The sequence below is a fragment of the Halomonas sp. BN3-1 genome, assembly GCF_003056325.1.
Lineage (GTDB): Bacteria > Pseudomonadota > Gammaproteobacteria > Pseudomonadales > Halomonadaceae > Halomonas > Halomonas litopenaei.
This window is the reverse complement of record NZ_PYVV01000016.1, coordinates 31,876-51,251: the sequence shown is the minus strand read 5'-3', so window position 1 is coordinate 51,251 and position 19,376 is coordinate 31,876. Positions and strand designations below refer to the sequence as shown.

At 63.5% G+C, this 19,376-nt stretch carries 14 protein-coding genes; 5 read left to right on the top strand and 9 right to left on the bottom strand.

The annotated features are described in order from the left end of the window. The first annotated feature begins 1 nt into the window (after position 1). From C9F12_RS19140 to C9F12_RS19120, 5 genes are read left to right on the top strand one after another with little or no spacing between them, the layout of a single operon-like run. Positions 2–982, top strand: a complete 981-nt coding sequence (locus C9F12_RS19140; protein WP_108449890.1) for an ABC transporter permease — start codon at positions 2–4, stop codon at positions 980–982. A gap of 7 nt (positions 983–989) precedes the next feature. Further along, complete coding sequence (locus tag C9F12_RS19135) at positions 990–2,132, top strand: mandelate racemase/muconate lactonizing enzyme family protein (RefSeq protein WP_108449889.1); 1,143 nt, start codon at positions 990–992, stop codon at positions 2,130–2,132. Between the two features lie 42 nt (positions 2,133–2,174). Then, positions 2,175–3,194 (top strand): alcohol dehydrogenase catalytic domain-containing protein, encoded by a 1,020-nt coding sequence (locus C9F12_RS19130; protein WP_108131708.1) that lies wholly within the window; start codon positions 2,175–2,177, stop codon positions 3,192–3,194. Beyond that, the gene (locus C9F12_RS19125) at positions 3,191–3,967 is read left to right on the top strand and encodes an SDR family NAD(P)-dependent oxidoreductase (protein ID WP_108449888.1); all 777 of its coding nucleotides are present in this window, start codon (positions 3,191–3,193) and stop codon (positions 3,965–3,967) included. Before C9F12_RS19130 ends, C9F12_RS19125 begins: the two co-directional genes overlap by 4 nt. A gap of 12 nt (positions 3,968–3,979) precedes the next feature. After that, positions 3,980–4,942 carry a C-terminal binding protein gene (locus tag C9F12_RS19120; RefSeq protein ID WP_108449887.1) on the top strand — a complete coding sequence of 321 codons (963 nt, stop codon included), beginning with the start codon at positions 3,980–3,982 and terminating at the stop codon, positions 4,940–4,942. A gap of 248 nt (positions 4,943–5,190) precedes the next feature. Here C9F12_RS19120 and C9F12_RS19115 read toward each other — a convergent pair whose 3' ends face one another. From C9F12_RS19115 to C9F12_RS19070, 9 genes are all read right to left on the bottom strand, one after another. Then, positions 5,191–5,820, bottom strand: coding sequence for an XRE family transcriptional regulator (locus C9F12_RS19115; protein ID WP_162816533.1), 630 nt, complete (start codon positions 5,818–5,820; stop codon positions 5,191–5,193). Positions 5,821–5,902: 82 nt separating this feature from the next. Then, complete coding sequence (locus C9F12_RS19110; protein WP_108131704.1) at positions 5,903–6,334, bottom strand: nuclear transport factor 2 family protein; 432 nt, start codon at positions 6,332–6,334, stop codon at positions 5,903–5,905. Positions 6,335–6,472: 138 nt separating this feature from the next. Next, complete coding sequence (locus C9F12_RS19105) at positions 6,473–7,849, bottom strand: FAD-dependent oxidoreductase (RefSeq protein ID WP_108131703.1); 1,377 nt, start codon at positions 7,847–7,849, stop codon at positions 6,473–6,475. Between the two features lie 48 nt (positions 7,850–7,897). Then, a complete protein-coding gene (locus tag C9F12_RS19100) occupies positions 7,898–9,571 on the bottom strand; it encodes a BCCT family transporter (RefSeq protein WP_052704185.1) in 1,674 nt (557 codons plus the stop codon). A gap of 414 nt (positions 9,572–9,985) precedes the next feature. Next, positions 9,986–12,178 (bottom strand): OsmC domain/YcaO domain-containing protein, encoded by a 2,193-nt coding sequence (locus tag C9F12_RS19095; RefSeq protein ID WP_108449885.1) that lies wholly within the window; start codon positions 12,176–12,178, stop codon positions 9,986–9,988. Positions 12,179–12,338: 160 nt separating this feature from the next. Then, complete coding sequence (locus C9F12_RS19090) at positions 12,339–14,057, bottom strand: hypothetical protein (RefSeq protein ID WP_108449884.1); 1,719 nt, start codon at positions 14,055–14,057, stop codon at positions 12,339–12,341. Between the two features lie 188 nt (positions 14,058–14,245). Continuing rightward, positions 14,246–14,953 (bottom strand): oligogalacturonate-specific porin KdgM family protein, encoded by a 708-nt coding sequence (locus C9F12_RS19085; protein WP_162816532.1) that lies wholly within the window; start codon positions 14,951–14,953, stop codon positions 14,246–14,248. Positions 14,954–15,269: 316 nt separating this feature from the next. Further along, positions 15,270–17,042 (bottom strand): transporter, encoded by a 1,773-nt coding sequence (locus C9F12_RS19075; RefSeq protein WP_108449881.1) that lies wholly within the window; start codon positions 17,040–17,042, stop codon positions 15,270–15,272. Positions 17,043–17,240: 198 nt separating this feature from the next. Continuing rightward, the gene (locus C9F12_RS19070; RefSeq protein WP_162816531.1) at positions 17,241–19,334 is read right to left on the bottom strand and encodes a heparinase II/III family protein; all 2,094 of its coding nucleotides are present in this window, start codon (positions 19,332–19,334) and stop codon (positions 17,241–17,243) included. Positions 19,335–19,376 lie beyond the last annotated feature (42 nt).

Genomic DNA, 19,376 nt, shown 5'->3' with positions numbered 1-19,376 from the left:
CATGACCACCGTCTCCTGGCGCCAGCGCCTTGCCGACAATGGCCAGGCCACCGGGGTCTGCGTGATCCTGCTGGCACTGGTCTGCCTCGGCCTGATCCGCTACGACAATTTCGGCAGCGCCTACAATCTTTCGTCCTTTCTCAACTACAACGCCATGTTCGTGCTGATCAGCCTGGGCATGTGCCTGGTGATCATCACCGGTGGCATCGACCTGTCGGTGGGCACGGTGGCGGCGCTGTCCTCGGTCACCGCCGCCTACGTCAGCCCCTACGGCCTGGTCCCGGCGCTCCTGGCGGGGTTCGCCACCGGACTGGCGGCGGGTCTGGTCAATGCCGTGATGATCACGCGTCTGCATATCCCTCCCTTTATCGCCACCCTGGCGAGCCTGCTGGCGGCCAAGGGCACCGCCCTGATCATCAGTGGCAACCAGACGGTGCCGGTGGACTGGGCCAGCGGCTTTACCCGACTGGGGATGGAGTCGATCGGCGGCCTGCTGCCCTGGAGCTTCGCTATCACCCTGGTGGTCGGCGCCGGTCTCTGGTGGCTGCTGGAACAACGCCCCATCGGCCGCACCATGCTCGCGGTGGGCGACAACGAGGAAGCCGCCCACCTGATGGGCCTGCCCGCGCGCAAGGCCAAGACCCTGGCCTACCTGATCAGCGGCGGTTGTGCCGGGCTCGCCGGGGTCTTTCTGGCCTCGGGCTTTGGCGCCGGCCAGCCGCTGGAGGGACTAGGCTGGGAGTTGACCGCCATCGCCGCCGTCGTCGTCGGCGGCACCCTGCTGACCGGCGGCAAGGGGTCGCTGGTGGCGACGCTGATCGGCGCCTTGATGCTCGGTCTGATCTTCAACCTTTTGAACTTCGAAAACGGACTCGGCACCTTCAACCTCAGCGCCTACTGGCAGATGGTCATCCGCGGCGCCTTTCTCTTCGTCGTGATCGCGATCCAGGTGCAGATCACGCGCACACGCAACACAGGATAATCCTCCCATGTCGACGATCACCTCCATCGAGCTCGACCTCTACCGACTGCCGCTGAGCGAGCCCATGGGCGATGCCAAGCATGGCGTGCACACCGACTTCGAGGTCGTGACCGCCACCGTCACCACCGCGGATGGCCACAGCGGTACCGGCTACACCTATACCGGCGGGCGCGGCGGACACGCCATCCTGGCACTGCTCGAGCACGACCTGGCGCCGATGCTGCTGGGGCGTGACGCCGGTGACATCGCCGGCTGCTACGACGACATGCTATGGCATATCCACTACGTGGGCCGCGGCGGCATCGCCGCCTTCGCCATCTCGGCGCTGGATATCGCGCTGTGGGACCTCAAGGGCCGCCGCCTCGGCCAGCCGCTATGGCAGATGGCCGGCGGCCAGGGCCACCAGTGCCAGGCCTACTTCGGCGGCATCGACCTCAACTTCTCCCTCGAGCGGCTGCTTGCCAACGTTCAGGGCTACCTCGACCAGGGCGCCGAGGCCATCAAGATCAAGGTCGGCCGCCCGACCCTTGCCGAGGATGTCGAGCGGGTGGCGCGGGTACGCGAGCTGATCGGCCCCGAGCGTCCCTTCATGGTGGACGCCAACTACGCGCTGAGCGTCGATGGCGCCATCGAGGCCGCCAGGGCCTTCGCGCCCTACGACATCACCTGGTTCGAGGAACCCACCCTTCCCGATGACTACCAGGGCTATGCCCGTATCTCCGAGGCGACCGGCATGCCCCTGGCCATGGGCGAGAACCTGCACACCTCTCACGAATTCGGCTACGCCTTCGAGCAGGCGCGGCTATCCTTCATCCAGCCCGACGCCTCCAACTGCGGCGGTATCAGCGGCTGGCTCGATGTCGCCCGCCAGAGCCGCCACTACGGCCTGCCCATCTGCAGCCACGGCATGCAGGAATTGCACGTAAGCCTGGTGTCGGCCCAGCCCAACGCCGGCTGGATGGAGATCCACTCCTTCCCCATCGATCACTACACCCGACGTCCGCTGGTCCTCGACCAGGGTCGCGCGGTGGCCCCGGACAGCCCCGGCATCGGGGTCGAGTTCGACCGCGACCGGATGGCCCCCCATCGCACCGGCGGTGCACGGCTCGGCAGCGACAGCGGTGCCGAGCGCCAGCAGCACAGCGCCTGAATTCTCCCTCTTCACAACGCCCCGACGACACGAGGAACCCCCATGGAAGCACTGGTCTATACCGGCCCCCGCCAGGTCGAGGTCACCGAGGTGCCGGAGCCCGCCGAGCGGGCCGGCGCCGTCAAGGTTCGCATGCTCTACTGCGGTGTCTGCGGCACCGACATCGGCATCTACTCGGGCAAGCACCCGCGCGCCCAGGCGCCCCTGGTGCTGGGCCACGAATTCGTCGGCCGAGTGGAGCAGACGCCGCCGGACTCGCGCTTCGCGGTGGGCGACCGAGTGGTGGCCTACCCGCTGATCTCCTGCGGCGACTGCCACCCCTGTCGCAACGGCACCCCGCATGTCTGCGCCAACCTGCGCCTGATCGGCATCGATCGTGACGGAGGCATGACCGACCATCAGTGGATCGACGAAAGCGTGCTGTTCAAGGTGCCGGACAGCCTGTCCGATGAGGTGGCGGCGCTGGTGGAGCCCCTGGCGGTGGTGGTCAGGACGCTGCACCAGGCACGCTTTGCGCTGCTCGACAGCGCAGTGGTGATGGGCGCCGGCCCAATCGGCCTGTTGACCGCCATCGTGCTGCGCCACTCAGGCGCCTCCCGGGTGATCGTCTCCGACGTCGACGAAGGCCGCCTGGGACTTTGTCGCCAGCTCGGCTTCGATACCGTGGACGTGCGCAGCGAGAGCCTGGTCGAGCGGGTGGCCAGCGCCACCGGCGGCGACGGCGCCGACGCCGTGTTCGAGTGCTCCGGTGTCGAGAGCGCGGCGCTGGAGATGACCAAGGTAGTACGCGTCGGCGGTACCATCTGCCTGACCGCCACCCACAAGGCGGCCCACGCGGTCAATCTGATCGACGTGAATTTCAAGGAGCTGACCCTGATCGGCTCCCGGGTCTACACCCACAAGCAGTTCGGCGACGCCCTGACTCTGGCCGACACCCTGGCCGATGAACTGCGCCAGACCATCACCCAGGTGGTGCCGCTGTCCGACGCGGCCGGTGTCTTCGAGATGATCGCCACGCCCTCCCTCAACACCGTCAAGGTTCTGGTGGACTGCCAATCATGAAGCTGTTCGATCTACACGGCCGCAAGGCCATCGTCACCGGCGGAACCCGGGGCCTCGGCCTCGGCATGGCCGAAGCCCTGCTCGAGGCAGGCGCTGAGGTCGTCATCCTGGGCTCGTCGGACAAGGTCCATGAGGTCGCCTCGGGCCTGTCCACGTCGACCAGCGCCTGTCATGGCGTGGTCGTCGATCTGGCTAGACGCCAGCAGCGCAGCGAGGGCTTCGACGCTGCCCTTGCCAAGCTCGGCGGTCGCCTCGACATCCTGGTCAACGCCGCCGGCGTCCAGCGCCGCCACCCTTCCGAGCACTTCCCCGCCGATGACTGGGAGGCGGTGCTCGAGGTCAACCTGACGGCGGTGTTCGAGCTGTGTCAGCTCGCCGCCCGGCATATGCTTAAGCGTAACGTCGAAGGGCCCGACGGCCAGGGCAAGATCATCAATATCGCCTCGCTGCTGTCGTTCTTCGGTGGCATGACGGTGCCGGCCTACGCCGCCAGCAAGGGCGGCGTGATGCAGCTGACCAAGGCCCTGGCCAACGAATGGGCGGCCAAGGGCATCAACGTCAACGCCATCGCCCCGGGCTACATGGCCACCGACATGAATAGCGCACTGCTGGCCGACGAGGGCCGCAACGCCGAGATCACCGCACGCATTCCCGCCGGGCGCTGGGGCAATGGCGACGACATGAAAGGACCGCTGCTGTTTCTGGCCTCCCCTGCCTCGGACTATGTCCACGGTGTCACCCTGCCCGTCGATGGCGGCTACCTCGGCCGCTGACAGGAGACTTGCATGAAGATCGTCTTTACCGACCTCGACCACGCCAACCACGACGTGGAAACCGAGATCTTCAAGCGCGCGGGCTTCGATGTCCCGCTGCTTGAATGCCAAAGCGAAGATGCGCTGATCGAACAGCTCCAGGGCGTCGATATCGCCCTGAACCAGTACGCCCCCTTCACCCGCCGGGTATTCGAGGCCCTGCCCGATCTCAAGCAGATCGTGCGCTACGGGGTCGGCGTCAACAACGTCGACCTCGAGGCCGCCAGCGCCGCCGGGGTCCAGGTCTGCAACGTCCCGGACTACGGCATGCACGAGGTATCCGATCACGCCCTGGCCCTGAGCCTGGCGCTGATTCGCAAGCTGGTGCCGATGAACGCCGGCTGCCAGGCCGGACGCTGGGAGTACGCCGATGCCATGCCGATCCGACGCCAGACCCGGATGACCGCCGGGGTGGTCGGCCTGGGTCGCATCGGCCGGCTCTACGCCCGCAAGATGGCGGCGCTGGGCTTCAATGTCATCGCCCACGACCGCTACCATCAGCCCAACGCCGAAGACGGCACCGACCAGCTTCGCTGCCTGGAACTCGATGAGTTGTTCCGGGAGGCCGACGTGATCGGGCTGTTCTGCCCCTTGACCGAGGAAACCCGCCATCTGGTGGACGCCGCGGCACTGGAGCGGATGAAGGACTCGGCCTATCTGATCAACACCTCCCGTGGCGGCATCATCGACGAGACGGCCCTGGCCCAGGCCTTGAAGGAAGGCAGGCTTGCCGGCGCCGCCCTGGACACCACCGAGCAGGAACCCTTGCCCGCCGACAGCCCGCTCAGGGGCATCGACAACTGCCTGATCACCCCGCACATGGCCTGGTATTCAGAAGACGCCGCGCAAGAGCTCAAGCGCAAGGTGGCCGAAGAAGCGGTGCGCTTCGCCAGCGGCGAGAAGGTGCTGTGGCCAGTGAACCGACTGCCTGCCTGAAGGCCTCGCCGGCCACCGAAAAGCCTGCCTGGAGAGAACGCGTGGAGAGAACACGTGGAGTGAACGCCCGGAGACCGCTCCGGGCGCCTTCGGCGTCGTCCGAAAAGTCGACGAGCGAAGGTTAGACAAGGCAAAAATCGGTGCGACAGCGCAGTTTACGGGGTGTAAACGAGCATGTTGACCGGACTGACGCACCAGCCGATTTTTAACGCCGTGTTACCGAGCGCAGGCACTTTCTCAGACAAGCCCTAGTAGTCGACCCCGGTCATCACCCATACCACCCGCGTCTCGATATCGCCGGGGTTGCGGATAAGGTGGGGCTGGTCGCCGGTGATGGAGAAGCTGTCGCCCGCCTCCAGCAGATGGCATTGATCACCGATGGTGAGTTCGAGCTGCCCGGCTTCGACGTAGCCGGCCTCTTCGCCCTTACGCTGCCTGGGCACCTCACCGCCACTGCCGCCCGGTTCCAGCCGCGTCATGATCAGAATCAACTGGCCGCTGAGACGCGGTGACAGCAGCTCTTCACGGACGCCGATGCCTGAAAATTCCATGGCCCGGCGGCCGGAGGCGCGCACGATCGCGTCCCGCTCGTGCTCGGGCACGTCACTGTCGGCCTCGAAGAACCAGCTCACCCGCACCCCCAGCGCCTCGCTGATCGCCTGCAGCACGCCGATGGGCAGCGACGACGCGCCCCGCTCGACCTGGCTCAGATAGCCCACCGAGCGGTTGACCCGTTCGGCAAGCTCGGCCAGCGTCATCTGACGCGCCTTGCGCAGATCGCGGATCTGCTGACCGAGCCGCAGGGCGTCCTGACCCTCGCGGGTATCCCGGGTGGCCTCCTTGCTGGCGTCCTTGCTGGCGTCCTTCGTCCTGGCCATCGCTTTTCCCATCATTATTGGCGTGGACCTAGACTACCAGAGGCTCGACCGGGGGCTAAGGCATCGCACGGCGACTAAGGCGTCAACTGGGGTCAAAGGCGGGACGCTGCTTGCGAAACGCCTGCTTGCGGGTGATCTTGCCATCTCGCACGCTGAACAGATCGACCCCGTCCGCCTCGACTCGCTTGCCGTCTGGCTGGGTGGCGACGAAGGTCGACTCGGAGACGATACGCTCGCCGCCAGCGCCTGGCCCATCGCTGCCACCGTCGGCGACGCCGGCCATGACAAAGTAGTGCCTGCCGTTGATCCACTGCACGTCAGGCATGGTGCCCCAGGTGTTCTCGAAGGCCGCCTTGACGGCCTCCCAGCCCTCTATGCGGGTGCCATGGGCCTGGTCCCCGGCGACGGTATCGAAGACGATATCGTCGGCAAAATAGCTCATCACCGCGTCGATATCGTGGGCGTTGAAGGCCGCGAAGAGGCGATTGAGCGTCTCGTTTGTCATTGTCGTCATGGGGTGTGTCTCCTGTCGGGACATGTTGGCCGCTGTGTGTAGCGGTCGTTGCGAGTCACGGTTGTGCGTAGCAGTTGTCGTGAATCGTGGTGGTGAGAAGAGGACGCCCGGCCTAGGCGGCGCCCGCCATTGCCATGGCTATCGCAGGCTGTCGAGCACCTGGAAGTACCGGTAAAGGGCACGCTGGCCCAGACGACGCACCGGCCTCAGCGGGTGCCCGGGCAAGGGCGAATTGAAGATCGGCAGGTCGGCCTCCTTGAGCGATTCGCCGGCGATCAGCGCCGCCATCTTTTTTGAGGCGTAGGCAGAAAATGCCACGCCATTGCCGCTGTATCCCTGGGCGTAGAAGATGCTGCTGCCGGGGTCCGGCTGCACGATCCTCGGCATCATGTCGTGGGAGATATCCATCCAGCCGTGGGAAAACCAGGGCGTCTCGATACCGGCGATGGCCGGGAACTTTCGTGCGATGGCATCGTGGACCACCTTGAGGTGTCGCGGGTTCTGGGCGTCGGCACCGCTGATCGCGCTACGGGTGCCGATCTGCAGGCGCCTTTCCGGCAGAAAGCGATAGTAGTAGCGCAGCTTGCGGGTATCGGTGGTCAGCACAGTGGAACGAAAGCCGCAGGCCTCGACCTCGTCGTCGGTCAAGGTCCGGGTCCACACCGAGTTGGCCATGATCGGCATATTGCGGTAGGCCGTGACTCGGTGCAGCTGGGGGCTGGTATAACCCGCGGTGGCGATGCCCACGGCACGCGCCCGCACCACACCCCCCGGGGTCCTGAGGTGATGCACCCCACCCTCGGTGGTCCAGCCCTGGACGGGGCTTGCGGTGTGAATCCTGGCTCCGAGCCGCCGTGCCACCCGGGCGTAGCCGTAGGCCAGCTTGAGCGGCTGAACGGCGATTCCCACCGGCTCCAGCATGGCGCCCTGGGCCTCCTGGTCGCCGATGTAACCCTCGAGCACATCATCGCGGCCGAGCACTCGAGTCGGGTAGCCCAGCAGCCGATTGCACAGCCGTGACTCCTCCTTGAGTCCATCGAGTGCCTTGGCGCTGTGAGCGATCAACAGGTTGCCGTGGTTCTGCGGCTCGCAGTCGATCTCGGGGTCCTCGGCCATCGACTGGAACACCTCGAAGCCCTCGAGGCTATTGGCGTGAAGACGCCGGGCGACGTCCTGGCCCCAGCGCTTCACCCACTGGCTGCGACTCAGGCGGCCCCAGGCGAGATGCCCCTGGCCGCCATTGCGGCTGGTGCAACCCCAGCCGATCTGGTTGGCCTCCAGCACGGTCGCCTTGATGCCGTACTCACGCGCCAGAAAGAGCGCAGTGGCAAGGCCTGTAAAACCAGCGCCGATCAGCACCACGTCGACGTCCATGTCGCGATCCACCGGGCCGTCGTCCTGCGGTGGAGGCCCGGCGTGATGGCGCCAGTAGCTCGGCGCGTAGTCCCGCCCGACACCGGGAGTGGCGTCTTTCAACGGGTCATAGCTGGGGTCGAACGGCGTGAGTACTGACATCAGACACTCCTCCTCGATGGTTGGCGGCAAAGGACGACGACACGGGGTTCAAGCTCGATCATCACTATGCCTCTCGCCATTGGCTCCCTGGCGGCCGATCTTGTAAGGCACCATGCCTCGGTAGAAGACGCCGATCCTGTCGTTGTGCACACCGCCTTTCTTGGCGGACTTGAGCATCCGGTAGACCGACACCATGTAGGCGATACCCACCACGAAGAAGGGAGCGCCGACCACGATGGCGAGGCTTCTGATCGCGTCGAAGCCACCGGTCAACTGGAACATGATGCCGGTAAACCCGATCACCACGCCCCACAGCAGACGCATCGACACCTTGGGGTTTTCATCGCCATTGGAGACCTGCATGGCGGCAAAGAAGGACGCCGAATCGGAGGTCGTCACCGCGAAGATGACGATATTGAAAAGCACCCCCAGACTCAGCCACCAGCCACCCGGCATGCTCTCGAGCAGGGCATAGATCCCCGACTCGGGCTTTTGCTGCACGCCTTCCCATAGAGGCGCGATACCGGTGACCTCGACGTAGCCGGCGGAGCCTCCCCAGATGCTGAACCAGCCGATTGCCAGCAGCATGGGCACCAGGATCACGCCGACGATGAACTCGCGCAGGGTCCGGCCGCGGGAAATCCGCGCGATGAAGCCGCCGCAGAAAGGGATGTAGGAGATGTACCAGAGCCAGTAGAACACGACCCACCAACCGAGCCATTCACGCTGCTCGAAGTTGCCGGCATCGCTCCAGAACTGCAGCGCAAAGACCTCGCCGAAGTAGTCGCCGACCTGCTGGGTGGCAAGGTTCAGCAGATATTGAGTGGGCGCATGGCCGAAGAACAGCAGCGCCAGCAGAATCGCCCCAGCCATCACCATATTGGCCTGGCTCAGTACCTTGATGCCGCGCTCCACACCGGTGGCTGCGGAAATCACGTAGGCCACGATCACCACGATCATCACCAGGGCCTGGCCGACGGGACCAAGGTCCCATCCGAACAAGGTCGCCAGACCGTAGTTGATGGAGGCCACCCCGAGCCCGATCATGGTGGCATTGCCGCCGATCGTGCCGATGATCCCCAGGGCATTGGCCAGGCGCCCCCAGACACTGGTGTTGCAGCGCTCTCCCAGGATGCCATAGAGACCGGTGGCCACCGTCAGCGGCAGGCCCAGGCGGTAGGCCGGAAAGGCGATCGCCCAGGCGGCGATGGCAAATACCGCCCAGCCATGCATGCCCCAGTCCAGCAAGGTCAGCTGGACGGCCTTGGCGACCCCGGCGGCTTCTCCCGTCGCCCCCATGTCGATGACGTGGGAGGACTGATAGAGGTGGGTCAACGGCTCGGCCACGCTGAAGAACACAAAGCCGATGCCAAAGCCGCAGCTGAACAGCATCGAGATCCAGGCGCCGTAGGAGAACTCCGGCACCTCATCGTCGGCGCCAAGCTTCAGATCACCATAGGGGCTGATCACCAGGTAGAGACAGAACAGCAGCGCGCCCCCCATCCCCAGCAGAAAGCCCCAGCCGAAGTTGAAGATCAGAAAGTCGCGGGTCGAGGACAACACCTGACCGGTCAGGGTCGGAAAGAACAGCGCGCAAGCCATGATCAAGCCGTAGATCAGCAGCACAGGCCAGAACAGCGAGCGATCATACTGGCCGAAGATGCGGCTGACCGGTCCCGCTGGCGGATGGCTTTCGACATTCGTTATCGATTGTTGGGTCATCGAAAACTCCTTGGTGGATGACACCCGAAGGCGGTGACACGCCGCCAAGCCGCAACCCCGGCCCCCGCGACAACGCCGCCGACTTCGAGCAATAGCTGGCGTAAAACGCTTTGACTTCACGAAAATGAAAAATAGCAGCTATTTTTTCACCAACAAGAAACGACGCGGATTTATTTCAAGATTCTAGACCAAAGTTCTAGCCTGGTATCCATCGCTCAGATGCCGTCCAGCGCGCCAGGAAAGCGGCCCATATGCCGGAACATCAGCACCTTGGCGAGACAGGGGCGTCTGTCCCCGAGCGTTGTACGAAGCGCAGACGAAAACGCCCCCGACGAAGTCCGTCGGGGGCGTTGGTATTGAAGGCCGTCACAGGGCCTGGCCGTTACACCGGCGCCGGTGGCTGGGCTGGGCTGATCAGCTCTGGGCTTTGGCCAGCTGAGCCCTGCGCGCGTGCAGTTTCTTGTAGCTCTCGATCAGGCGCTGGTGCTTTTCCAGCCCTTCGAGCGCCATGCTGGTCGGGGTAAGGCCGGGGAAGCGCAACTCGCCGCTGACCACACCGACCACGCTGTCCATGGTCTCGTCCCCGAACATGCGGCGCAGGTTGTAGAGGAAGTCGTCGAGCTCTAGCTCGTCGTCCAGGGTGATCTCCAGCACCGCCCGCACCGCCTGGTAGTAAAGGCCACGCTCGACGGTGTTGTCGTTGTACTGCAGGAACATCTCGACCCGATCCAGCGCCTCCTCGTGCTGGCCGAGCGCCAGGTGGAGCATCAGCTTGAGCTCGAGGATGGTCAGCTGGCCCCAAACGGTGTTCTCGTCGAACTCGATACCGATCAGGGTGATGATGTCCATGTGCTCGTCGATCTGGCTCTCTTCCAGCCGCTCGAGCAGATCCGCGAGCTGGTCGTCGTCGAGACGATGCAGATTGAGGATGTCCTCGCGGTAGTCCAGCGCCATGTTGGTGTTGTCCCACACCAGGTCCTCGACCGGATAGACCTCGGAATAGCCCGGCACCAGGATGCGGCAGACCGGCGCGCCCAGGTCCTCGTGGACCATCATGTAGGCTTCCTTGCCCATCTCCTCGAGGATACCGAACAGGGTCGCCGCCTCCTCGTCGTTGCTGCCGGAGAAGTCCCACTCGACAAACTCGACGTCGGGCCTGGCGCTGAAGAAGCGCCAGGACACCAGCCCAGAGGAGTCGATGAAGTGCTCGACAAAGTTGTTGGGCTCGGTCACCGCCAGCGAGTTGAAGGTGGGCGGCATGAAGTCATTGAGCCCCTCGAAACTGCGCCCCTGCATCAGCTCGGTCAGGCTGCGCTCGATGGCGACCTCGAAGCTCGGGTGGGCGCCGAAGGAGGCGAACACGCCGCCGGTCTTGGGGTTCATCAGGGTCACGCAGGCCACCGGGAACTGGCCTCCGAGGGAGGCATCCTTGACCAGCACCGGGAAGCCCTGGGCCTCCAGCGCCTTCACCCCTTCGACGATGTCCGGATACTTCGCCAGCACCTCCTCGGGCACGTCGGGCAGGGCCAGCTCCTGCTCGAGGATTTGGCGCTTCACACCGCGCTCGAAGATCTCCGACAGGCACTGCACCTGGGCCTCGGCCAGGGTGTTGCCGGCGCTCATGCCGTTGGACAGGTAGAGGTTCTCGATCAGGTTGGAGGGGAAGTAGATCACCTCGCCATCGGACTGGCGCACGAAGGGCAGCGCGACGATGCCGCGCTCGACATTGCCGGAGTTGGTGTCGATCAGGTGGGAGCCCTGAAGCTCGCCGTCGGGATCGAAGATCTCCAGGCAGTAATCGTCGAGGATGCCCTTGGGCAGCTCGTCGTTGGGCCCGGGCTTGAACCACTTTTCACAGGGATAGTGGACGAACTCGCTCGAGGCGATCTCCTCGCCGAAGAACTGGTCGTTGTAGAAGAAGTTGCAGCTCAGCCGCTCGATGAACTCGCCCAGCGCCGAGCACAGTGCGCTCTCCTTGGTCGAGCCCTTGCCGTTGGTGAAGCACATGGGCGAGGCGGCGTCGCGGATGTGCAGTGACCAGACGTGGGGCACGATGTTGCGCCAGGAGGCGATCTCGACCTTCATGCCGAGCTCGGCCAGCATGGCAGTCATGTTGGCGATGGTCTGCTCCAGCGGCAGATCCTTGCCCTCGATCCAGGTGCTCTGGCCCTCTTCCGGCTCCGCCATCAGCAGCGCCTGGGCGTCCTCGTCGAGGTTCTCCACCGTCTCGATCTGGAACTCGGGGCCTGTCTGCACCACCTTCTTCACGGTGCAGCGCTCGATAGAGCGCAGGATGCCCTGGCGGTCCTTGTCGGACAGGTCTTCGGGCAGCTCTACCTGGATCTTGAAGATCTGGTTGTAGCGGTTTTCCGGGTCGACGATGTTGTTCTGCGACAGCCGGATATTTTCGGTGGGGATATCCCGGGCGACGCAGTAGACCTTGACGAAGTAGGCGGCACACAGGGCAGACGACGCCAGGAAATAGTCGAAGGGGCTCGGCGCCGAGCCGTCACCCTTGTAGCGGATGGGCTGGTCGGTGACGACGGTGAAGTCGTCGAACTTGGCCTCGAGCCTCAGGTTGTCGAGAAAATTGACCTTGATTTCCATGGAGTCAGCACCGGAGTAATGGGTTTGGGTCGTCGGACACTCGCCACCGACAACGCCTTTGGAGCGCATTATCCAGTTTTCCCCCGGCGACGTCTTGGCCCGCCGGATGAAATTTGCTCGTGATGACCTGGCGAGTCGACCTCCTGCCGCCCCCTGCCCCTCAACGCCTGAGGAGTCGCGAGATTATCAACTGACACACGGCCACGACCAAAAAGAAGCCGGTGCCGAGCCAGGTATCGGCGAGTACCGCCAACAGCAGCGATACCAGCGCGACGTACCGCACCAGTCTCGGCGCCAGCTTGCGCGACGGCCCGCCGCTGTCCGGCGTGGTGTCCGCGGCCACCGGGCGCTCCAGCCGGGCAAACAACTCGTCGACCTCTGCCTGGCGGGCGGTGCTTCTGGGCGGTGCATGGACGAAACGCGCCAGGTAGACGAAACCCACCACGCTGACGACCTGCAGCATTAGCGAGACCGCGAGCTTGATATCGACCAGTTGGGAGGGATGGATCGACGGCAGGCCGAGCCATTGGCTGAACGCCTCGACGTCGAGCCACAGATAGCTCGTGGTGGTCACCAGGATACCCACCAGTACCCCGCCCCAACCGGCCCAGTCAGGGGCGCCGGTCCTGGCGATGGACAGCATGGCCGGCAGCGCCAGCGGCATCTGGAAGATCACCCCGAACATCACCATGATGTCGAACAGGCTGAGGTGGTGGACCTGGCCCAGGGCGATGGCCAGCGTCACGATGATGCTGCCCTGAAGCACCCCGAAACTACGCCCGATGGCCACCAGGCGCTGGCCGAGCCGTTCGCTTACCCCCAGCAGCGGCGTCAGCAGGCTGATGATCACCCCGGCGTCGCGGTTGAGCGAGGTGGTGATCGGCGCCACCGTGACCGCCAGCATCGCCGCCACCACCAGCCCCAGCACCCCCGGCGGCAGAAAGTCACGGATGAAGTGGACGTAGGCGGCGTTGGCGGCGTCCTCGCCAAGCGCCGGATAGAGCGCAGCCAGATCTATGCCCGCCTGCCCGATCAGCCAGGGCGGGATAAACCAGCTTACCGGCCCCACCACGAACAGGATCGAGGCCAGGAAGGCGGCCTTGCGCGCATCGCGATCACCATTGGTGGTAAGGAAGCGATAGCTGGAGGTGGCGTTGTTGATGCTGATGCACTGCTTGACCAGCATCGCCCCCGACCACACGACCATGATGCCCAGGCTGTAGTCGTCGCCGCCGATCCAGAAGTCACGGCCGTCGCCGATCACCCTCATGTCGGTATCGGCGGCAAGCCACAGGCCGAAGCCACCGATGACGAAGGTCAGCACCGCCAGCTGGACCATCTGGATGAAGTTGTTGGCGGACACCACCCAGACCCCGCCGATCAGCGTCACGCAGATGATGACAGCACCGATCACCAGGGTGACGAAGGCCACCCGAACATCGAACACCGCGCCGAGAAACAGCGACACGCCATAGAGCGCGATGGAGGCGGTCATCAGGGTGAGAAGGATCTGGCTCGCCACATAGAAGAGCTGGGTGAACCTGCCGTAGCGCATCCGAATGATCTCGGAGTAGGTGGACACCCGCAGACGCCGAAATCGTGGTGCAAAATAGAGCGCCGCCAGCAGAAACCCAAGCGCGTTGCCCCAGAAGATCATCAGCACCGAAAAGCCATCCTCGTAGGCCTTCTGGGCGGCGCCGGTAAAGGTCCAGGCGGAGAACTGGGTCATGAAGGCAGTACTGCCCGCCATCCACCAGGGTACCCGACCTCCTCCACGGACAAAGCCGTCCGGCGTCTCGGTACGGCGGCGATAGGCGATCACCGTGCCGACGATGACCATCAAGGCGAGCAACAGTGCGACCCTGTCGAGGGTAGGCATCGGGTAATTCTCCGCTAAAAAAAAGGCCGCCCTAGCCAAAACTTCCTCGAGATGTCGGTTCCCGGAAGATAGGCTCCTCTACAGGGTCGGCCCAGGACGGCAAGCGGCCTTGTGAGGTCAAGGCCGCCTTGTTGTCGGTCATGATCGAGGACTGGTCGAAGCGAGTGCTCACTTCGCCCGACAGCGTTTCAGTAGTAGTACTTGAGGCCCACCCGAGTGCGTAGCTGACGCGTATCGGAATCGGAGCTGACGCCGACATCGGACAGATCGAAATACGGCATCCAGGAGCCGAAGCGCCGTCCGGCGCCGAAGATCGCATCGTAGGCCTCCCGGCCGTTGTCGAAGATGTCCCGGTCCTCGTTGTGGTTGTAGTTCAACTCCAGCCAGTAGCGATAATCCCCGGGACTATAGCTCATCACAAAGGTGATCTTGTTCTGCACATAGTCTTCGCGATCGTCGTCACTGTAGCTGGTGTACTGACGGCGATAACGCAGCGTGGTGGTCAGCGGCAGGCTGCTGGCACGATAGCCGATGCGAAACTGCGGCTTGAGGCTGTTGTTGCCGTCACCGAAGGTGATCGGCATGCCGGGCTGGATGTACCAGTTTTCATCGAGGGGGTACTTGATGCCCCAGTCGATCTCGCTGTCGCCACGGCCGAGGTCGGAAAAGGCGCCCTGGGTGCCATCATCTTCGCTTTGCCCAGCGAACTTGGCCTCAAGTCCGTAGTAGAAGATGCCCATGGAATCGCTGACCTTGACCCGGTTGGCGTGCTGTTCGGTGTGATGCTTGTACTCGTGTCGATAGTCGAGGGTGATCGCTTCAACGCTGGTAGAAATGACACTGGTGGACATGAACGCAGCGGAAGACAGAACACCGAGGATAAATTTCTTGCTCATTGGTTCACTCATTGTACTTGTTGCTTTGACGTCGGCTTTTTCGGCAGAGATGGCCCATCGGTCCTGAACGTATCTGGCGCCCCGCAGGGGCCGATGTTCAGACGATCGATACAAGGCCCGCTGGATAACGGCCTACCCTCTTGAGGGAAGCGAAAGCGGCCATGGTCCAGCGTCTCGAGAAAGTGATGGGCGGGGTACCGAGCCTCGCAGAGGCTCGGGTCCAGGACCGCCGACAGCAGAAGTCCGGTCTTCCTGCTGTGGTCAATATTGAGTGGCATGATGGATCTCCTTGTTGCTTGTTGTGTCTTCAAGGGTGCTAGGCGTATTCCTCCTTCTTGCTGCTGTTGGTGGTTTTCTGAATGGAGCCGATCAGTACCAGACCGATCGCCAGGATGATGCCGCCGCACACCACAAAGGTGACGCGTCCCCACAACGGATTGGGCAGCAGGAACATCAGGGTCACGCCGAGGCCGGCGACGATGATCAGGTAGCCAAGGATGTTGCGCTGACGGTTGTCCACCTCGACCTGTTCGTCCTTTCCGGTGACCACCGGGGTGTCGCGGTTGGTAAAGAAGGTGTCGACCTCGACCTGACGCTCGGAGCTGTGGCCGCGGTAGAACAGGCAGGTCGAGACGAAGAAGCCACCGGTGATCACGACGTGGGAGATGATGCCCACCGCGACCTTGAGATCGGCCCATTCACGTCCGGTCAGAGCGGTGTCGAGCTGGAAGGTGTTCTGGATGAATTCCGCCGTCATCACCACGCCGACCAGGTAGGACACGATGCCGCCGACGATCAGGGTGGCCCAGGCCGACCAGTCCGGGGTCTTGCGGATAAAGAAGCCGAGCAGTGCAGGAATCGTCATCGGCAGGCCGATCAGGGCGCCGACGTACATCATGGCGTCGAACAGGCTGAGTCCCTTGAGCGAATTGATGAACAAGGCAAAACCGATGATGGCCAGACCGAACACCGTGGACGAGATCTTGGAGACCAGTACCAGCTCCTTCTCGCTGGCGTTGGGACGCAGGATGACTTCATAGAAGTTCTTGACGAAGATGCCGGAGTTGCGATTCAGACCGGAGTCCATGGAGGACATGGTGGCGGCGAACATCGCCGAGATCAGAAGCCCGAGCATACCCGCCGGCATGTACAGCTCGACGAAGCTCATGTAGGCGAAGTCGGCCGCCTTGGCGCCGGCTTCGGGATACAGCGCCCCCAGATCGACGCCTTCACTGGCCATGAACCAGCTCGGCATGAACCAGATGAAGGGCCCCATGGTCATCAGCACGCAGGCCAGCAGGCCAGCCTTCCTGGCGTTCTTCGAGTCCTTGGCAGCCAGGTAGCGATAGGAGTTCAGCATATTGTTGGTGATGCTGAACTGCTTGATGAAGATACAGAAACCCCAGATGGCGAAGATCGACAGATAGTTGATGTTGTCGCCGACAAAGAAGTCGACCGGGAAGTTTTCGACGATATTGGTGGCACCACCGGCTTGATAGACGGCGACGATGGCGCAGGTGATGGTCACCGACATGATGATCACCATCTGCATGTAGTCCGAGGCGATAACCGCCCAGGACCCACCCGTCACCGACATGAACAGCACCACCAGACCGGTGATGATGATGGTGGTCTCCATGTCATAGCCGAACAGGCCCGACGCCACGATCGCCAGACCGTTGAGCCAGATACCCGCCGAGATGACGCTGTTGGGCATGCCTGACCAGGTGAACACCTGCTCGTTGACCTTGCCGAACCTGAGACGAATGGCCTGAATCACGGTGATCACGCGCAGTTGACGGAAGCGCGGTGCGAAATACAGATAATTCATCAGATAGCCAAAGGCATTGGCCATGAAGATGATGGCGACCGCAAAGCCATCGTCATAGGCCTTGCCGGCAGCACCGGTAAAGGTCCAGGCGCTGAACTGGGTCATGAAGGAGGTGGCGCCGACCATCCACCACAGCATCTTGCCGCCGCCGCGAAAGTAATCACTGGTATTCGAGGTAAAGGTCCTGAACATCCAGCCAATCGCAATCAGAAAGAGGAAATAGACCCCTATGATGACCGTATCGATATCTAGACTCATGTTGGCGAACTCGTGTTGTCGTTGTACTTCCACTCGGAAAACTGGAGCCAATCACTTCCGGGACATGGCGCAGCCTGAATTTCGGGCATAAGGGGGCCATGCCCGGAGAGCCGAAATTTCAGCTTTCCGAACCATTAACGCTTTTATTTCGAGGTATTACTGAACGGAGTGAGGCGTTATTGCCTCAACATAGAACGATCATTTCATATATCCCCCTCCCTTCAGACTGACGTAGTCGGAGCCGGAGGCAGCGTTCGGGTCGATGACCAGCGTCTCGCGCCTCCAGGGGAAGGTAAGCCTTACCTCGATCCGCTCATCGGCCCGGCGGTCGAACTCCACCGACTTGAGGGTCGGCCTGGCATTCAGACAGGCTTCATGGGCTTCATCAAAGTGACCGTGCTGCTCGAAGACATTGACGAACACGGTCGCCTCGGCGTGGCTTCTCGCCATGACCTTCTTCTCGTGGCGCAGATTGCGCTCAGGATCGTTGGCGCCGACCAATAGCTGCATGGCGCTCGATGGGTGCTGCGAGCGCTGGTGCCAGGTGATGAAACGATCGCCATCCAGCCAGGTCATCGCGTGGCTGCTGGGGCCTTCCTGGGAGCCCCGCTGCTCGCCCACCACCCACAGGTGCTGATAGCCATCGGCCTCTCCCAGCACCTCGAGGGTGTCGCGGGCGGCGTAGCCCCCCCACCACTTGATGACCTGGCCGGTGAAGTTGAACACGTAGTCGTAGCAGTGACGCTCATGGCCGCTGGTCTCGACGATATCGACCAGCAGCGGATGCTCGCTCAGCTCGGTCGTCAGCAGCAGGCAGTGGCGACGCAGGCTGACTCCCGGATAGGCGTCATCGGTCGAGCAGCACACCGCGGTGACACCATCCACGTCGCTGCGATCGACGAACTGCTCGATGCGCCCGGCGCTCTGATCGGCCAGGCGATGGTCGCCCCGGTGCTGACTGGCCTGGTCCACCACTACCAGGTTGTGGGCGACCGACTGCTTGGCGTAGCCCTCGTTCTCGGCCAGGTAGCGCCCGCCGAACTTGGGCTCCACGTTGACCCAGCGGCAATAGCCATACTCGTTGAGGCGCTCGCGCCCAGCGCTGAACAAGGACAGGCCCAGCAGATCGAAGTGCCCATGCCCCATGCCGTGCTGGCCCGCCGCCACCACCAGATGGTGGCGCTGCGCCCCCTCCCCCTGCTTGAGGTGAGCCTGTCCCCCTGCGCCATCACTCAGAAGTGCGCTGGGGATCGTGGCAGAGGCCGACGACCGAGCGACGGCCTCGGCCAGATCCACGCCGAAACCATGGGCCCAGGTGCCACGCTGCTGGGCCGCCATGGCGACGAGTTCCGGGTCGGCACCGTGGCGGCCAATGTGCACCGCCAGCGCGATCCGCACGCCTTCGTCGTCGATGTCCATGGTGCGCGAGGCGTCATTGAGGGCGGGAAAGGTCCCGTCCGGGTAGGCAGTCGCCAGCAGCGCCCGGATGGACTTGCTGATTCGTCCGTCAGAACATTCATGGATCGCCAGTTCGGGCCGATGCAGCGCCAGCGCCTCGGCGAACAGACACAGCGGGTGGATGGCAAAGCGGTGGTAGTAGGGCCCTTCCACGTAGTAGCCATCGGCCGAGAACAGAGTGTCGATCTGGGCCAGAAAGCCGCCGGTTTCTCCACTGCCATCATTGCCGAGGATCGCCTTGTCGACGACGTCCTGGCGGCCGATGACCAGCGCGCAGATACCCGCCGCGGCCACCGCCCACAGGCCGTGGTTGTGGATGCGATCGAAGTCGTGCTCGTAGGTGACGGTGAACATCTCGAGCATGGGCTCGAAAAGCCCTTGCTCGATGCGTGTGCGCTGGTCGTCGCTCAGGTCGTCGCGCAGCAATGAATAGCCGAGCGAGGCCCCCAGCAGCCACATCTGCTCGTTGAGAATCTGGTGGAACAGCTTGCCCGGCGGGTTGGTGTTCCTGGCCACCTGATAGGGCATGCCCCGATAGATCTCGGCGTAGGCCAGCAGCAGGTCCCGGGCAACGTCCAGACAGGCGGAATCTTCCCTCACCCGCCCCACCAGCGCGGCCTGCTCGATCAGCTTGCCGTTGTGCTTGTGGGTGTTGTGCTCGAAACTGCCCGCTTCGCCCTGCCCGGGCACCACGATCCCTGCGGCCAGGGCGTCATCGACCCGCTCGCCAAGCTCGTCCAGGGTCACGCCGAGCCGGCTCGTGCTACCGATGTGCTCGGCCATCCGCGCCAGATCGTTCCGTGTCCACAGTAGTCCCATCATCGTCTTCGACATCTTCTGACTTCTCACTGATTGTTGCCGCGGCGATGCGTCTCG

Bases quoted from the DNA above. Each gene is read 5' to 3' on its own strand.
- C9F12_RS19105 (WP_108131703.1), bottom strand. From the start codon at position 7,849: ATGTCAGTACTCACGCCGTTCGACCCCAGCTATGACCCGTTGAAAGAC.
- C9F12_RS19135 (WP_108449889.1), top strand. From the start codon at position 990: ATGTCGACGATCACCTCCATCGAGCTCGACCTCTACCGACTGCCGCTG.
- C9F12_RS19125 (WP_108449888.1), top strand. From the start codon at position 3,191: ATGAAGCTGTTCGATCTACACGGCCGCAAGGCCATCGTCACCGGCGGA.
- C9F12_RS19070 (WP_162816531.1), bottom strand. From the start codon at position 19,334: ATGTCGAAGACGATGATGGGACTACTGTGGACACGGAACGATCTGGCG.
- C9F12_RS19110 (WP_108131704.1), bottom strand. From the start codon at position 6,334: ATGACGACAATGACAAACGAGACGCTCAATCGCCTCTTCGCGGCCTTC.
- C9F12_RS19115 (WP_162816533.1), bottom strand. From the start codon at position 5,820: ATGGCCAGGACGAAGGACGCCAGCAAGGACGCCAGCAAGGAGGCCACC.
- C9F12_RS19120 (WP_108449887.1), top strand. From the start codon at position 3,980: ATGAAGATCGTCTTTACCGACCTCGACCACGCCAACCACGACGTGGAA.
- C9F12_RS19100 (WP_052704185.1), bottom strand. From the start codon at position 9,571: ATGACCCAACAATCGATAACGAATGTCGAAAGCCATCCGCCAGCGGGA.
- C9F12_RS19095 (WP_108449885.1), bottom strand. From the start codon at position 12,178: ATGGAAATCAAGGTCAATTTTCTCGACAACCTGAGGCTCGAGGCCAAG.
- C9F12_RS19090 (WP_108449884.1), bottom strand. From the start codon at position 14,057: ATGCCTACCCTCGACAGGGTCGCACTGTTGCTCGCCTTGATGGTCATC.
- C9F12_RS19140 (WP_108449890.1), top strand. From the start codon at position 2: ATGACCACCGTCTCCTGGCGCCAGCGCCTTGCCGACAATGGCCAGGCC.
- C9F12_RS19085 (WP_162816532.1), bottom strand. From the start codon at position 14,953: ATGAGCAAGAAATTTATCCTCGGTGTTCTGTCTTCCGCTGCGTTCATG.
- C9F12_RS19130 (WP_108131708.1), top strand. From the start codon at position 2,175: ATGGAAGCACTGGTCTATACCGGCCCCCGCCAGGTCGAGGTCACCGAG.
- C9F12_RS19075 (WP_108449881.1), bottom strand. From the start codon at position 17,042: ATGAGTCTAGATATCGATACGGTCATCATAGGGGTCTATTTCCTCTTT.